At 63.3% G+C, this 15,438-nt stretch carries 11 protein-coding genes and 1 tRNA gene; 11 read left to right on the top strand and 1 reads right to left on the bottom strand.

The window, feature by feature from the left end; translation table 11 throughout:
• Positions 1 to 67: 67 nt before the first annotated feature.
• From tuf to rpoC, 10 genes are all read left to right on the top strand, one after another.
• Positions 68 to 1,258 (top strand): elongation factor Tu, encoded by a 1,191-nt coding sequence (tuf, locus tag ACUDCK_RS28740; protein ID WP_020925806.1) that lies wholly within the window; start codon positions 68 to 70, stop codon positions 1,256 to 1,258.
• A gap of 164 nt (positions 1,259 to 1,422) precedes the next feature.
• Positions 1,423 to 1,498, top strand: a tRNA-Trp gene (locus ACUDCK_RS28735).
• A 64-nt stretch (positions 1,499 to 1,562) separates the two neighbouring features.
• Positions 1,563 to 1,943 carry a preprotein translocase subunit SecE gene (secE, locus tag ACUDCK_RS28730; RefSeq protein WP_006389585.1) on the top strand — a complete coding sequence of 127 codons (381 nt, stop codon included), beginning with the start codon at positions 1,563 to 1,565 and terminating at the stop codon, positions 1,941 to 1,943.
• A 9-nt stretch (positions 1,944 to 1,952) separates the two neighbouring features.
• Positions 1,953 to 2,486: a transcription termination/antitermination protein NusG gene (nusG, locus tag ACUDCK_RS28725; RefSeq protein ID WP_006389586.1), complete on the top strand. Its 534-nt coding sequence runs from the start codon at positions 1,953 to 1,955 to the stop codon at positions 2,484 to 2,486.
• 61 nt (positions 2,487 to 2,547) lie between these two features.
• The gene (gene rplK, locus ACUDCK_RS28720) at positions 2,548 to 2,979 is read left to right on the top strand and encodes a 50S ribosomal protein L11 (RefSeq protein WP_006389587.1); all 432 of its coding nucleotides are present in this window, start codon (positions 2,548 to 2,550) and stop codon (positions 2,977 to 2,979) included.
• Positions 2,980 to 2,981: 2 nt separating this feature from the next.
• Positions 2,982 to 3,683: a 50S ribosomal protein L1 gene (gene rplA / locus ACUDCK_RS28715; protein ID WP_006389588.1), complete on the top strand. Its 702-nt coding sequence runs from the start codon at positions 2,982 to 2,984 to the stop codon at positions 3,681 to 3,683.
• Positions 3,684 to 3,953: 270 nt separating this feature from the next.
• Positions 3,954 to 4,478 carry a 50S ribosomal protein L10 gene (gene rplJ / locus ACUDCK_RS28710; protein WP_006389589.1) on the top strand — a complete coding sequence of 175 codons (525 nt, stop codon included), beginning with the start codon at positions 3,954 to 3,956 and terminating at the stop codon, positions 4,476 to 4,478.
• Positions 4,479 to 4,559: 81 nt separating this feature from the next.
• Entirely contained in the window at positions 4,560 to 4,940 is a 381-nt protein-coding gene (gene rplL / locus ACUDCK_RS28705; protein ID WP_006389590.1) for a 50S ribosomal protein L7/L12, read from the top strand.
• A gap of 163 nt (positions 4,941 to 5,103) precedes the next feature.
• Positions 5,104 to 9,216, top strand: coding sequence for a DNA-directed RNA polymerase subunit beta (rpoB, locus tag ACUDCK_RS28700; RefSeq protein ID WP_020925808.1), 4,113 nt, complete (start codon positions 5,104 to 5,106; stop codon positions 9,214 to 9,216).
• On the top strand, positions 9,216 to 13,460 hold the full coding sequence (gene rpoC / locus ACUDCK_RS28695) for a DNA-directed RNA polymerase subunit beta' (protein WP_054504550.1): 4,245 nt from the start codon (positions 9,216 to 9,218) through the stop codon (positions 13,458 to 13,460). Before rpoB ends, rpoC begins: the two co-directional genes overlap by 1 nt.
• Before the next feature lie 112 nt (positions 13,461 to 13,572).
• Here rpoC and ACUDCK_RS28690 read toward each other — a convergent pair whose 3' ends face one another.
• Entirely contained in the window at positions 13,573 to 13,968 is a 396-nt protein-coding gene (locus ACUDCK_RS28690; RefSeq protein ID WP_064527425.1) for a TssQ family T6SS-associated lipoprotein, read from the bottom strand.
• A gap of 157 nt (positions 13,969 to 14,125) precedes the next feature.
• Between ACUDCK_RS28690 and ACUDCK_RS28685 the strand changes: the two genes are divergently transcribed.
• The gene (locus ACUDCK_RS28685; protein WP_175167892.1) at positions 14,126 to 15,433 is read left to right on the top strand and encodes a serine/threonine protein kinase; all 1,308 of its coding nucleotides are present in this window, start codon (positions 14,126 to 14,128) and stop codon (positions 15,431 to 15,433) included.
• Positions 15,434 to 15,438 lie beyond the last annotated feature (5 nt).

Here is a 15,438-nt window from a genome sequence, read left to right as displayed (position 1 = left end):
AAATTCCAAAGTCTTATCTTCAGTCAGCAGCTTCAGTCAAAAGCGCAATCCAGGTCAGGAGTCAGCCATGGCAAAAGGCAAGTTTGAACGTACCAAGCCGCACGTGAACGTGGGTACGATTGGTCACGTTGACCACGGCAAAACGACGTTGACGGCGGCCATCACGACCGTTCTGTCGACCAAGTTCGGCGGCGAAGCCAAGGGCTACGACCAGATCGACGCGGCACCTGAAGAAAAGGCTCGCGGCATCACGATCAACACGGCCCACGTCGAGTACGAAACGGAAACGCGTCACTACGCGCACGTTGACTGCCCGGGCCACGCTGACTACGTCAAGAACATGATCACGGGCGCCGCCCAGATGGACGGCGCGATCCTGGTCGTGTCGGCCGCTGACGGCCCGATGCCGCAAACGCGCGAACACATCCTGCTGAGCCGCCAGGTTGGCGTGCCGTACATCATCGTCTTCCTGAACAAGGCCGACATGGTTGACGACGCCGAGCTGCTCGAGCTGGTGGAAATGGAAGTTCGCGAACTGCTGAGCAAGTACGACTTCCCGGGCGACGACACCCCGATCGTGAAGGGTTCGGCCAAGCTGGCGCTGGAAGGCGACAAGGGCGAACTGGGCGAGCAAGCGATCCTGTCGCTGGCCCAAGCCCTGGACACCTACATCCCGACGCCCGAGCGTGCCGTTGACGGCGCGTTCCTGATGCCGGTCGAAGACGTGTTCTCGATCTCGGGTCGCGGCACCGTGGTGACCGGCCGTATCGAGCGCGGCGTGATCAAGGTTGGCGAAGAAATCGAAATCGTCGGTATCACCCCGACGGTCAAGACGACCTGCACCGGCGTGGAAATGTTCCGCAAGCTGCTGGACCAAGGTCAAGCCGGCGACAACGTGGGCATCCTGCTGCGCGGCACCAAGCGTGAAGACGTCCAGCGCGGCCAGGTTCTGGCCAAGCCGGGCTCGATCACCCCGCACACGGACTTCACCTCCGAGGTGTACATCCTGTCCAAGGAAGAAGGCGGCCGCCACACCCCGTTCTTCAACGGCTATCGTCCCCAGTTCTACTTCCGCACGACGGACGTGACCGGCACGATCGACCTGCCGGCCGACAAGGAAATGGTCCTGCCGGGCGACAACGTGACGATGACCGTCAAGCTGCTGGCCCCGATCGCCATGGAAGAAGGCCTGCGTTTCGCCATCCGTGAAGGCGGTCGTACCGTCGGCGCCGGCGTCGTCGCCAAGATCCTGAAGTAAGCAATACCCGGATGGGTAGAGTGGGCTCTCAAGCCCCTCTATCCATCTTTGCTGTAAAAGTAGTATGATGTATGGTTCCGCAAGCCGCTACACATGGTAGTGGCTTGATAGATGAAGCGGAACGATGAAAGTGCAGTGCACGTGAGTGCGAATGTGAGTGTTTTAGGGGCATAGCTCAATTGGCAGAGCGTCGGTCTCCAAAACCGAAGGTTGTAGGTTCGATTCCTACTGCCCCTGCCACCGCCAGGATAAACCCGCGGGAGATCATCGCGAGTTACGCATTCACGGCGGCTCGCGTCGCAATATGTCTAATACCAGCGTAGAAACCGTAACCAGTACCGCCGACCGGGTCAAGCTCGGGCTGGCGGTTCTTGTCGTTATTGCTGGCATCGTCGGGTTTTCCGTGCTCAGCGCACAACCGATGCCTGCTCGTATCGGCGTCTTTGTCGGCGGCCTCGTGATCGCGGCCGTGATCGCCTGGTTCAGCGAGCCGGGGCGTCGCACGCTGAGCTTTGCCAGCGAGTCCTACAACGAAGTCAAGCGTGTCTCGTGGCCCACCCGCAAGGAAACGACCCAGATGACGGGCATCGTTTTCGCGTTCGTGGCGGTCATGGGCATTTTCATGTGGGTGCTCGACAAGGGCATCGAATGGATTCTCTACGGCCTGTTGTTGGGCTGGAAATAAGGACGGCGAATGAGTAAGCGTTGGTATGTCGTCCATGTGTACTCCGGCATGGAAAAAAGCGTACACAAGGCCCTGAACGAGCGTATCGAGCGCGCGGGCCTGCAAACGTCTTTTGGCCGCATTCTTGTGCCCTCCGAGGAAGTCGTCGAGGTCAAGGGTGGCCAGAAGTCGATCACCGAGCGCCGCATTTTCCCCGGTTACGTCCTGGTTGAAATGGACCTGACCGACGAAACGTGGCACCTGGTCAAGAACACCAACCGCGTCACCGGCTTTTTGGGTGGCTCGGGCAATCGTCCGACCCCGATTTCCGAAAAGGAAGTCGAAAAGATCCTCTCCCAGATGGAAGAGGGCGTCGAGAAACCCCGCCCCAAGATCCTGTTCGAAGTGGGCGAGATGGTTCGGGTCAAGGAAGGTCCGTTTGCGGACTTCAACGGCAACGTCGAAGAAGTCAACTACGAAAAGAGCAAGGTTCGCGTGTCTGTCACGATCTTCGGTCGTGCCACCCCCGTCGAACTGGATTTCAGCCAGGTCGAAAAGACCTGATTTCAACCCCCGGGGAGCCCTGGCCGCGCGCTAGGGCGATATAACCCGCAAGGAGCAAAGCATGGCGAAGAAGATCGTCGGCTTTATCAAGCTGCAAGTGCCGGCTGGTAAGGCTAACCCCTCCCCCCCGATTGGCCCGGCCCTGGGTCAGCGTGGCCTGAACATCATGGAATTCTGCAAGGCGTTCAACGCCAAGACCCAAGGCATGGAGCCTGGTCTGCCGATTCCGGTGGTGATCACCGCTTTCGCCGACAAGAGCTTCACCTTCATCATGAAGACCCCGCCCGCGACGGTCCTCATCAAGAAGGCCGCCGGCGTGCAGAAGGGTTCGTCCAAGCCGCATACCGACAAGGTCGGCACGCTGACCCGCGCGCAAGCTGAAGAAATCGCCAAGGCCAAGGGCCCCGATCTGACCGCCGCTGATCTGGACGCCGCCGTCCGCACGATCGCTGGCAGCGCCCGCAGCATGGGCATCACGGTTGAGGGGATCTAATCATGGCAAAACTGAGCAAGCGCGCCGCCGCCATTGCGCAAAAGATCGACCGCACCAAGCTGTACCCGGTCGCCGAAGCCCTGACCCTGGTCAAGGAAACCGCTGTCGCCAAGTTCAACGAATCGATTGACGTGGCCGTGCAACTGGGCATCGACCCGAAGAAGTCGGACCAACTGGTCCGCGGCTCGGTCGTGCTGCCCGCCGGTACCGGCAAGTCGGTCCGCGTCGCCGTGTTCGCCCAAGGCGACAAGGCTGAGGCCGCCAAGGCCGCTGGCGCCGACATCGTCGGCCTGGACGACCTGGCCGACCAGATCAAGGCCGGTCAGATGGACTTCGACGTGGTCATCGCCTCGCCCGACACGATGCGTGTTGTCGGCGCCCTGGGTCAGATCCTGGGCCCGCGTGGCCTGATGCCGAACCCGAAGGTCGGCACCGTGACCCCCGACGTCGCCACCGCCGTCAAGAACGCCAAGGCCGGTCAGGTTCAGTACCGCACCGACAAGGCCGGCATCATCCACGCCACGATCGGCCGCGCGTCGTTCGGCGTGGAACAGCTGCAAACCAACCTGGCCGCGCTGGTCGACGCCCTGCAAAAGGCTCGTCCCGCCGCTGCCAAGGGCATCTACCTGCGCAAGCTGGCCGTTTCGTCCACGATGGGCGGCGGTGCGCGCGTGGAAATTGCCTCGCTGTCGGCTACCAACTAAGCCAACAGTTGTAAACGTACTTTGGGCCGCATCCGGATTCCTCCGGATGCTGCTGTCAAAGACCGCTGGAGCAGGTCAGCGCGAAGGTTCTCCTTCCGCTGGAAGCAGTACCCTCGCTGCCCCGCTTAATCCCGAAGCTCGCAAAGTTCGGATCCAGCGTAGACGGCGTCCCCAGGAAGATTTCTTTACCCGAAGAACTCGACCAGGCGCCGCATTCGGTTGACGCGCAAGGCTCCGGCCCCAGGCGTCTTTTGATGGAGTGTTCAAACCGTGAGTCTCAATCGTCAAGAGAAAGCGGTGGTAATCGAGGAAGTCTCGGCCGAAGTGGCCAAGGCGCAATCGATTGTTATCGCCGAGTACCGTGGTCTGGACGTCGCCTCTGTCACCGTACTGCGCAAAACTGCGCGTGAATCGGGCGTGTATCTGCGAGTTCTGAAGAACTCGCTGGCCCGTCGTGCTGTTGCCGGCACGGCTTTCGAGCCGTTGGCCGAGCAACTGACCGGTCCGCTGATCTATGGCATCAGCGCTGATCCGGTTACGGCGGCCAAGGTCCTCGCAGGTTTCGCGAAAAGCAACGACAAGCTGGTCATCAAGGCGGGCGCTCTGCCCAACAGCCTGCTGAACCAAGAAGGCGTGAAGGCTCTGGCCACCATGCCCTCGCGCGAAGAGTTGCTGTCGAAACTGCTGGGCACCATGCAAGCCCCCATCGCGCAATTCGTGCGTACGCTCAACGAAGTTCCGACCAAGTTCGCCCGTGGCCTCGCCGCCGTGCGCGACCAGAAGGCCGCGGCTTAATCCCCGCCCTTCACGGAAATTCGCTGAACGACCGAGCGACACCCAAACCCTGGCATTACCCAATATTTGGAGTTCTTAAAAATGGCACTTAACAAAGCTGAAATCCTTGACGCCATCGCTGGCATGACCGTGCTCGAACTGTCCGAGCTGATCAAGGAAATGGAAGAGAAGTTCGGCGTGTCGGCTGCTGCCGCCGCTGTGGCCGTGGCCGCTCCGGCCGCCGGTGGCGCTGCCGCCGCTGCTGAAGAGCAGACCGAGTTCACCGTTGTCCTGGCTGAAGCCGGCGCCAACAAGGTTTCCGTCATCAAGGCCGTGCGCGAGCTGACCGGTCTGGGCCTGAAGGAAGCCAAGGACCTGGTCGACGGCGCGCCGAAGCCCGTCAAGGAAGGCGTTGCCAAGGCTGACGCCGAAGCCGCCAAGAAGAAGCTGGAAGAAGCTGGCGCCAAGGTCGAAGTCAAGTAAGACCTGCGTCAATTTGCCCGGGGACAGCGCAATTTGCCGTCCCCGGGCTTTTGCGTTTCCAGGAAACCCCTGCTGGGGTCATGCCCTTTCCAGAGGGGTTTCCTGGAGTCGTATCACCTGGGGCCGTGGTTGACGGCCCATGCAACCTCGAGTCGGAGTGCTCATGCCTTACTCGTACACCGAAAAAAAGCGCATCCGCAAAAGCTTCGCCAAGCGTGAAGACGTTCAAAACGTTCCCTTCCTTTTGGCGACTCAGCTTCAATCCTACCTAACTTTCCTGCAGGCGGATACCGCCCCGTCCGATCGCGTAGCCGACGGTTTGCAGGCGGCGTTTTCGTCGATTTTCCCGATCGTTAGTCACAACGGTATGGCGCGCTTGGAGTTCGTGAGCTATGTGCTCGGCGAACCGGTGTTCGATGTCAAGGAATGTCAGCAACGTGGCCTGACCTATGCCTCGCCCCTGCGAGCCAAGGTCCGCCTGGTGCTGCTTGACCGCGAAGTTAGCAAGCCCACCGTCAAGGAAGTGAAGGAACAGGAAGTCTACATGGGCGAAATTCCGCTCATGACGGGCACCGGTTCGTTCGTCATCAACGGCACCGAGCGTGTCATCGTCTCGCAGCTGCACCGCTCGCCTGGCGTGTTCTTCGAACACGACCGCGGCAAGACGCACAGCTCGGGCAAGCTGCTGTTCTCGGCCCGCGTGATTCCCTACCGCGGCTCGTGGCTGGACTTCGAATTCGACCCCAAGGACATCCTGTTCTTCCGCGTCGACCGTCGCCGCAAGATGCCTGTCACGATCCTGTGCAAGGCCATCGGCATGACGCCGGAGTCGATCCTGGCGAACTTCTTCGACTTCGACAACTTCGAGTTGAAGAGCGAAGGCGCCATGATGGAATTCGTGCCCGAGCGCTGGAAGGGCGAAATGGCCCGCTTCGACATCGCGGACCGCTCCGGCAAGGTCATCGTCGAAAAAGACAAGCGTATCAACGCCAAGCATCTGCGCGACCTGGCTGCCGGCGGCATCCAGCGCATCTCCGTGCCGGAAGACTTCCTGTACGGCCGCGTGCTGGCCAAGAACATCGTTGACGCCGATACCGGCGAAGTCATCGCCAACGCCAACGACGAGATCACCGAAAGCGTGCTGGGCGCCCTGCGCGCCGCCAACGTGCACGACATCCAGACGCTCTACACGAACGACCTGGATCGCGGCCCGTACATCTCGCAGACGCTGCGCACCGATGAAACCGCCGACCAGATGGCCGCGCGCGTTGCCATCTACCGCATGATGCGTCCTGGCGAACCGCCCACCGAAGAAGCGGTGGAAGCGCTGTTCCAGCGCCTGTTCTACAGCGAAGAAACGTACGATCTGTCGCGCGTCGGCCGCATGAAGGTCAACAGCCGTCTGGGCCGTGGTGAAGACATCACCGGTCCGATGACGCTGACCAACGAAGACATCCTTGAAACCATCAAGGTGCTGGTCGAGCTGCGTAACGGCCGTGGCCAGATCGACGACATCGATCACCTGGGCAACCGCCGCGTGCGTTGCGTCGGCGAACTGGCCGAGAACCAGTTCCGCGCCGGCCTCGTGCGCGTCGAACGCGCCGTCAAGGAACGTCTGGGCCAGGCCGAGACCGAAAACCTGATGCCGCACGACCTGATCAACTCCAAGCCGATCTCGGCCGCCATCAAGGAGTTCTTCGGTTCGAGCCAGCTTTCGCAGTTCATGGACCAGACCAACCCGCTGTCGGAAATCACGCACAAGCGTCGTGTTTCCGCACTGGGCCCGGGCGGTCTGACCCGCGAGCGCGCCGGCTTCGAAGTCCGTGACGTGCACCCGACCCACTACGGCCGCGTCTGCCCGATCGAAACGCCGGAAGGCCCGAACATCGGCCTGATCAACTCCATGGCGCTGTACGCTCGCCTGAACGAGTACGGCTTCCTGGAAACGCCTTACCGCAAGATCGTCGACGGCCGCGTCAGCGACCAGATCGACTACCTGTCGGCCATCGAAGAAAGCCACTACGTGATCGCGCAGGCCAACGCCGCGCTCGATGACGAAGGCAAGTTCGTGGACGACCTGGTGGCTTGCCGTGAAGCCGGCGAAACCATGCTGACCGCTCCGGCCAACGTGCACTACATGGACGTGGCCCCGTCGCAGATCGTGTCGGTCGCCGCTTCGCTGATTCCGTTCCTGGAGCACGACGACGCGAACCGCGCGCTGATGGGCGCCAACATGCAACGTCAGGCCGTGCCTTGCCTGCGTCCGGAAAAGCCGGTCGTGGGCACGGGTATCGAGCGCACCGTGGCCGTTGACTCGGGCACCACCGTGCAGGCGCTGCGTGGCGGCCTGGTCGACCACGTCGACGCCGAGCGCGTGGTTATTCGCGTGAACGACGAAGAAAACGTCGCCGGCGAAGTCGGTGTCGATATCTACAACCTGATCAAGTACACGCGTTCCAACCAGAACACGAACATCAACCAGCGTCCCATCGTCAAGCGCGGCGACCGTGTCGCCAAGGGTGACGTGCTGGCCGACGGCGCATCGACGGACCTGGGCGAACTCGCCCTGGGCCAGAACATGCTGATCGCGTTCATGCCCTGGAACGGCTACAACTTCGAAGACTCGATCCTGATCTCCGAAAAGGTCGTGGCCGATGACCGCTACACCTCGGTGCACATCGAGGAACTGACGGTCGTGGCCCGTGACACCAAGCTGGGTCCGGAAGAAATCACGCGCGACATCAGCAACCTGGCCGAGACGCAACTGAACCGCCTGGACGATTCCGGCATCACCTACATCGGCGCCGAAGTCAGCGCCGACGACGTGCTGGTCGGCAAGGTCACGCCCAAGGGCGAGACCCAACTGACGCCGGAAGAAAAGCTGCTGCGCGCCATTTTCGGTGAAAAGGCGTCCGACGTTAAGGACACCTCGCTGCGCGTGCCTTCGGGCATGACCGGCACCGTCATCGACGTGCAGGTGTTCACCCGCGAAGGCATCGTGCGCGACAAGCGCGCCCAGTCCATCATCGACGATGAACTGCGCCGCTATCGCCAGGACCTGAACGACCAGTTGCGCATCGTTGAAAACGACCAGTTCGACCGTATCGAGAAGATGCTGGTCGGCAAGACCGTCAACGGCGGCCCGCGCAAGCTGGCCAAGGGCGCGACGATCACCAAGGCCTACCTGGCCGACCTGGATCGCTGGCAGTGGTTCGACATCCGCCTGGCCGACGAGCCCCACGCCGTGGTGCTGGAGCAGGCCAAGGAATCGCTCGAGCAGAAGCGTCACCAGTTCGACCTGGCCTTCGAAGAGAAGCGCAAGAAGCTGACGCAGGGCGACGAGCTGCCCCCGGGCGTGCTGAAGATGATCAAGGTCTACCTGGCCGTGAAGCGTCGTCTGCAGCCTGGCGACAAGATGGCAGGCCGTCACGGCAACAAGGGCGTGGTCTCGCGCATCACCCCGGTGGAAGACATGCCGCACATGGCTGACGGCACGCCGGCCGACATCGTTCTGAACCCGCTGGGCGTGCCCTCGCGGATGAACGTGGGCCAGGTGCTGGAAGTGCACTTGGGCTGGGCTGCCAAGGGCGTGGGTCACCGCATCGCCGACATGCTGCGCGACGAGCGCACCGCGCAGGTCAAGAACGTCCGTGCTTACCTGGACAAGGTCTACAACACGACCGGCACCGGCGCGCGCATCGACGAGCTGACCGACGAAGAAGTCATGGAAATGGCCCAGAACCTCAAGAACGGCGTGCCGTTCGCGACGCCCGTCTTCGACGGCGCGACCGAAGAGGAAATCACCAAGATGCTGGAACTGGCCTATCCGGACGACGTCGCCAAGCGCATGGCCCTGACGCCCTCGCGCACGCAGGCGTGGCTGTACGACGGCCGCACCGGCGAGAAGTTCGAGCGTCCGGTCACCGTCGGCTACATGCACTACCTGAAGCTGCACCACTTGGTCGACGACAAGATGCACGCGCGTTCGACCGGCCCGTACTCGCTCGTGACCCAGCAGCCGCTGGGCGGCAAGGCGCAGTTCGGTGGCCAGCGTTTCGGGGAAATGGAAGTGTGGGCGCTGGAAGCCTACGGCGCCGCCTACACCCTGCAGGAAATGCTGACGGTGAAGTCCGACGACATCACCGGCCGCACCAAGGTATACGAAAACATCGTCAAGGGCGATCACGTCATCGATGCCGGCATGCCGGAATCGTTCAACGTGCTGGTCAAGGAAATCCGCTCGTTGGCCCTGGACATGGATTTGGAGCGTAACTAATGAAAGCGCTACTCGACCTCTTTAAGCAAGTCTCGCAAGACGAGCAATTCGATGCCATCAAGATCGGCATCGCCTCGCCCGAGAAGATCCGTTCGTGGTCCTACGGCGAAGTTCGCAAGCCCGAGACCATCAACTACCGCACGTTCAAGCCCGAGCGTGACGGTCTGTTCTGCTCCAAGATCTTCGGCCCGATCAAGGACTACGAGTGCCTGTGCGGCAAGTACAAGCGCCTGAAGCACCGTGGCGTGATCTGCGAGAAGTGCGGCGTTGAAGTTACCGTTGCCAAGGTTCGCCGTGAACGCATGGGCCACATCGAGCTGGCCAGCCCCGTCGCGCACATCTGGTTCCTGAAGAGCCTGCCGTCGCGTCTGGGCATGGTGCTCGACATGACCCTGCGCGACATCGAACGCGTCCTGTACTTCGAAGCCTGGTGCGTGATCGAACCCGGCATGACGCCGCTCAAGCGCGGCCAGATCATGTCGGATGACGATTTCCTGGCCAAGACCGAGGAATACGGCGACGACTTCCGTGCCCTGATGGGCGCCGAGGCCGTGCGCGAACTGCTGCGCACCATCGACATCGACCGCGAAGTGGAAACGCTGCGCGGCGAACTGAAGGCCACCAGCTCGGAAGCCAAGATCAAGAAGATCTCCAAGCGCCTGAAGGTGCTGGAAGGCTTCCAGAAGTCCGGCATCAAGGCCGAGTGGATGGTCATGGAAGTGCTGCCCGTGCTGCCGCCGGACCTGCGTCCGCTGGTGCCGCTGGACGGCGGCCGCTTCGCGACCTCCGACCTGAACGACCTGTACCGCCGCGTCATCAACCGCAACAATCGTCTGAAGCGCCTGCTGGAGCTGAAGGCTCCTGAAATCATCCTGCGCAACGAAAAGCGCATGCTGCAGGAAGCGGTCGACTCGCTGCTGGATAACGGTCGCCGCGGCAAGGCCATGACCGGCGCCAACAAGCGCCAGCTCAAGTCCCTGGCCGACATGATCAAGGGCAAGAGCGGTCGTTTCCGTCAGAACCTGCTGGGCAAGCGCGTCGACTACTCGGGCCGTTCGGTCATCGTGGTGGGTCCGCAGCTCAAGCTGCACCAGTGCGGCCTGCCCAAGCTGATGGCCCTGGAACTGTTCAAGCCGTTCATCTTCAATCGCCTGGAGATGATGGGCCTGGCCACGACCATCAAGGCCGCCAAGAAGCTGGTGGAAAGCCAGGAACCGGTGGTCTGGGACATCCTGGAAGAAGTCATCCGCGAACACCCGGTCATGCTGAACCGTGCGCCCACGCTGCACCGTTTGGGCATCCAGGCGTTCGAGCCGGTCCTGATCGAAGGCAAGGCCATCCAGTTGCACCCGCTGGTCTGCGCGGCGTTCAACGCCGACTTCGACGGTGACCAGATGGCCGTCCACGTGCCGCTGTCGCTGGAAGCCCAGCTCGAAGCGCGCACGCTGATGCTGGCGTCGAACAACGTGCTGTTCCCGGCCAACGGCGAACCGTCGATCGTGCCGTCCCAGGACATCGTGCTGGGTCTGTACTACACGACGCGCGAGCGCATCAACGGCAAGGGCGAAGGCATCTTCTTCACCGACGTCGCTGAAGTGCAACGCGCTTACGACAACGGCGAAGTGGAGCTGCAAAGCCGCATCACCGTGCGCCTGAAGGAACACGAGCGTGACGAGAATGGCGAATGGCAGCCGGTGATCCGCCGCCACGAAACCACCGTCGGCCGCGCGCTGCTGTCCGAGATCCTGCCCAAGGGCCTGCCCTTCACCGTGCTGAACAAGGCGCTGAAGAAGAAGGAAATCTCGCGCCTGATCAACCAGTCGTTCCGCCGTTGCGGCCTGCGCGACACGGTGATCTTCGCCGACAAGCTGATGCAGTCGGGCTTCCGCCTGGCCACCCGCGGCGGTATCTCCATCGCCATGGGCGACATGCTGATCCCGTCGGCCAAGGAAGGCATCCTGGCCGAAGCCAGCCGTGAAGTGAAGGAAATCGACAAGCAGTACTCGTCGGGTCTGGTCACGTCCCAGGAACGCTACAACAACGTGGTGGACATCTGGGGCAAGGCCGGCGACAAGGTCGGCAAGGCGATGATGGAGCAACTGGCCACCGAACCCGTGATCAACCGTCACGGCGAGGAAGTACGCCAGGAATCGTTCAACTCCATCTACATGATGGCTGACTCGGGCGCCCGCGGTTCGGCCGCCCAGATCCGCCAGTTGGCCGGCATGCGCGGCCTGATGGCCAAGCCGGACGGCTCGATCATCGAGACGCCCATTACCGCGAACTTCCGTGAAGGCCTGAACGTGCTTCAGTACTTCATCTCGACTCACGGCGCGCGTAAGGGTCTGGCCGACACGGCACTGAAGACCGCGAACTCGGGTTACCTGACCCGTCGTCTGGTCGACGTGACGCAGGACCTGGTGATCACCGAGGACGATTGCGGCACCTCGCAGGGCTACAACATGAAGGCCCTGGTGGAAGGCGGTGAAGTCATCGAGCCGCTGCGCGACCGCATCCTGGGCCGCGTGGCCGCCATCGACATCGTCAATCCGGACACGCAGGAAACGGCGATCACCGCCGGCACCCTGCTGGACGAAGACATGGTCGACATGATCGACCGCATCGGTGTGGACGAAGTCAAGGTCCGCACGCCGCTGACGTGCGAAACGCGCCATGGCCTGTGCGCGCACTGCTACGGCCGTGACCTCGGCCGCGGCACGCCGGTCAACCAGGGCGAAGCGGTCGGCGTCATCGCCGCCCAGTCCATCGGTGAACCGGGCACGCAGCTGACGATGCGTACGTTCCACATCGGTGGCGCGGCGTCGCGTTCGGCCCTGGCCAGCGCGGTGGAAACCAAGTCCAGCGGCGTGGTCGGCTTTGCCAGCACCATGCGCTACGTCACCAACGCCAAGGGCGAACGCGTCGCGATTTCGCGCTCGGGCGAACTGGCGATCTTCGACGACAACGGCCGCGAACGCGAACGCCACAAGATCCCGTACGGCGCGACCGTGCTGGTGGGCGATGGCGAGGCCGTGAAGGCCGGCGCGCGCCTGGCGACGTGGGATCCGCTGACCCGTCCGATCGTGTCGGAATACGGTGGCGCCGTCCGCTTCGAGAACATCGAAGAAGGCGTAACCGTGGCCAAGCAGGTGGACGAAGTCACCGGCCTGTCGACGCTCGTCGTCATCACGCCCAAGACCCGTGGCGGCAAGATCGTCATGCGTCCGCAGATCAAGCTGGTCAACGAGAACGGCGAAGACGTCAAGATCGCCGGCACCGATCACTCGGTGAACATCTCGTTCCCGGTCGGCGCGCTGATCACCGTGCGTGACGGCCAGCAGGTTGCCGTGGGTGAAGTCCTGGCGCGTATCCCGCAGGAATCGCAAAAGACCCGCGACATTACCGGCGGTCTGCCGCGCGTGGCCGAGCTGTTCGAAGCCCGTTCGCCCAAGGATGCCGGCATGCTCGCCGACGTCACCGGCACGGTCTCGTTCGGCAAGGACACCAAGGGCAAGCAGCGCCTGGTCATCACCGACCTGGAAGGCGTCAGCCACGAGTTCCTGATTCCGAAGGAAAAGCAGGTGCTGGTGCACGACGGCCAGGTGGTGAACAAGGGCGAAATGATCGTGGACGGCCCGGCCGATCCCCACGACATCCTGCGCCTGCAGGGCATCGAGAAGCTGGCGACCTACATCGTCGACGAAGTGCAGGACGTGTACCGTCTGCAGGGCGTGAAGATCAACGACAAGCACATCGAAGTGATTGTTCGTCAGATGCTGCGCCGTGTGAACATCGTCGATGCGGGCGATACCGAGTTCATCCCGGGCGAGCAGGTCGAGCGCTCCGAGCTGTTGAACGAGAACGACCGCGTCAACGCTGAAGACAAGCGTCCGGCCACGTACGAAAACGTGCTGCTGGGTATCACCAAGGCCTCGCTGTCGACCGACTCGTTCATCTCGGCCGCCTCGTTCCAGGAAACCACGCGTGTCCTGACCGAAGCCGCCATCATGGGCAAGCGCGACGACCTGCGTGGCCTGAAGGAAAACGTCATCGTCGGCCGCCTGATCCCGGCCGGTACCGGCCTGGCGTACCACCATGCCCGCAAGGACAAGGAAGCCCTGGAGGCCGCGGAACGCGAAGCCGCCCGCCAGTTGGCCAACCCGTTCGAAGACTCGCCGGTCACGGTGGGCTTGGACGCCGATGCCCCGTCGTCCGACCTGGGCAGCGAGGACGCCGCCGAATAAGGGCGACGTCCGGCGCACCCCCCCGCGCAGGCCCGGCGGGGGAGGCCAGAAGCAAAAAGGCCGCTGATGCGAATCAGCGGCCTTTTTTTGTCTGCGCGGCGGGGCGCTGACGCTACCTGGCGGCCTGGTTCTTGGCGCGCTGGAATACCGGGCCCCAGACCGGATGGCCGGCTTCGTTCGGCGCCAGTTCGAAGGCGGGATCCAGTTGCAGGATGCGGCTGAAGCTGTCTTCGCAAAGTTGCGGATACTTGCTGACGCAGTAGCTGAACGCCTGCAGCTTGTAGGCCTCGATGCGCACGGCCTTGCTGGAGCCGGCCAGCTCGTCGGACCTGGCCACCCGGCGGATGACCTCGCCGTAGTGCCCGGCGCTATATTGGTCACGAACCTGTTGCAACTGTTCCAGCGCCTCGGGCGTGGGCGGATGGTCGGGCTGGGCGACCGGAAGGCCGGAACAGCCGGCCAGGGCGAACGATAATCCGAGCAAACTGCCAAGCAGGCGAATTTTCATGGGCTTTCATCTAGGTGGGGGAATTTGACGATACGCTATCGTGCCACAGCCTGATGCGCTCCGACATTTTCGGCAATGTCCTGGCGTAACGGATTGGATAATATTCCGCCTATCTGCCCTTAACCCGTTTTCGCGCCCCTTGCGCAGTATGTTGAACATGTCCTCACCCGCCGGCCTGCACACGCCGCGCAGCCCTTTTTCAGGTGCCGCGCCGCTCGCGTTGCGCCCCTTGAGCGCCATCGCCGCCAGTGCGGCGGGCGGAGTGCCGGAAACCCGCATCAAGCGGTTGTTGTCGGATCTGCTGCCTTCGCTGATGGGCCTGCATGCACAAGGGGAAATATGCGGCGACATCTCGCTGGATACGGTGGGCATGGACGAAGGCGCGCGTGCGCACCTGTTGCCGGAGCTGTCGGTGCCCCGCTCGCGCCGCTCGGGGCTGACGCCCGTGCCGGGCTTTGCCCCGTTCGAGCTGTACACGGATTCGGCCGAATGGCCGCGCGGCCCGTGGACAGACGTCTACGCGCTCTGTGCGGTGATGCACGCACTGGTGATCGGGCTGCGCCCGCCGCCGGCGCCGGAGCGCCGCGCCACGGACAGTTACGAGCCCCTGGCATCGCTGGGCCTGACGAAATACAGCCCGGCGTTCCTGAACGCGATCGATCGTGGCCTGGCCATGCTGCCGGCCGACCGACCGCAGACCCTGGGGGAGCTGGCCGCCCTGCTGGACATCGCGGTCTACGTGGACGAGTCGCCCGCCGCGCCGGAAACGGCCGCGGCCGAGGTGGTGGCCGTGCTGGCCGCGCCTGCGGCAGTGGCCGCCAAGCCGCGCGGCGGCGGCCGGCCGCTGCTGTTTCTGCTGTTGTTGGTGGCGCTGATCGGGGCCGGCGCCTACGCCTGGATCCGCTCGGGGCTCGGCACCGGCAATGCCCTCATTACCCGTTCCGAAGTGGTGCAGCCGAATCCGCCGGCGGCGCCTGTTGCGCCACCCGCAGCCAGCCCCGCGGCTCCCGCCGCCGAACCGACGCCGCCACAGTCGGCTGCGCCCGCGCCGCAGGCCGTCCTGCCCGATACGCCCGCACCGGACGCGGGCGGCCCGGCGGCGACGCCGTCCGCCGTCCCACCGGCCGGACTTGGGGCGGCCGCGCCCTCCGCGCCGCCCGCCGCGTCGGAGCCGGACGCCAATGCCGCGCCACGCGTGCAGGAACCCGCCGCGTCGGCCGCGGCGCCGCAGGACGACGCGCCCAAACCCAAGCCCGTGCCCGTGCTGGTGCGCCTGGACATCCGGCCGTGGGGAGAAGTGTGGATCAATGGCGTGGCGCGCGGCATCAGTCCGCCGGTCAAGGAATTGCGGCTGATTCCCGGCAAATACCAAGTATTGCTTCGCAACGCCGACCTGCCGCCCTATCGGGCGACTCTGGAAGTCAAGCCGGGCAAGCCGGCCGTCATTTCGCACACCTTCCAGTGATGTGA

The organism is Achromobacter sp. CF-sbj1-Ac2-l (assembly GCF_052698165.1).
This window is presented reverse-complemented; position numbering and strand designations above follow the sequence as displayed.

What these genes read in the sequence shown, in the direction of transcription:
- tuf (WP_020925806.1), top strand. Translation starts at nt 68, where the DNA reads ATGGCAAAAGGCAAGTTTGAACGTACCAAGCCGCACGTGAACGTGGGT.
- secE (WP_006389585.1), top strand. Translation starts at nt 1,563, where the DNA reads ATGTCTAATACCAGCGTAGAAACCGTAACCAGTACCGCCGACCGGGTC.
- nusG (WP_006389586.1), top strand. Translation starts at nt 1,953, where the DNA reads ATGAGTAAGCGTTGGTATGTCGTCCATGTGTACTCCGGCATGGAAAAA.
- rplK (WP_006389587.1), top strand. Translation starts at nt 2,548, where the DNA reads ATGGCGAAGAAGATCGTCGGCTTTATCAAGCTGCAAGTGCCGGCTGGT.
- rplA (WP_006389588.1), top strand. Translation starts at nt 2,982, where the DNA reads ATGGCAAAACTGAGCAAGCGCGCCGCCGCCATTGCGCAAAAGATCGAC.
- rplL (WP_006389590.1), top strand. Translation starts at nt 4,560, where the DNA reads ATGGCACTTAACAAAGCTGAAATCCTTGACGCCATCGCTGGCATGACC.
- rpoB (WP_020925808.1), top strand. Translation starts at nt 5,104, where the DNA reads ATGCCTTACTCGTACACCGAAAAAAAGCGCATCCGCAAAAGCTTCGCC.
- rpoC (WP_054504550.1), top strand. Translation starts at nt 9,216, where the DNA reads ATGAAAGCGCTACTCGACCTCTTTAAGCAAGTCTCGCAAGACGAGCAA.
- ACUDCK_RS28690 (WP_064527425.1), bottom strand. Translation starts at nt 13,968, where the DNA reads ATGAAAATTCGCCTGCTTGGCAGTTTGCTCGGATTATCGTTCGCCCTG.
- ACUDCK_RS28685 (WP_175167892.1), top strand. Translation starts at nt 14,126, where the DNA reads ATGTCCTCACCCGCCGGCCTGCACACGCCGCGCAGCCCTTTTTCAGGT.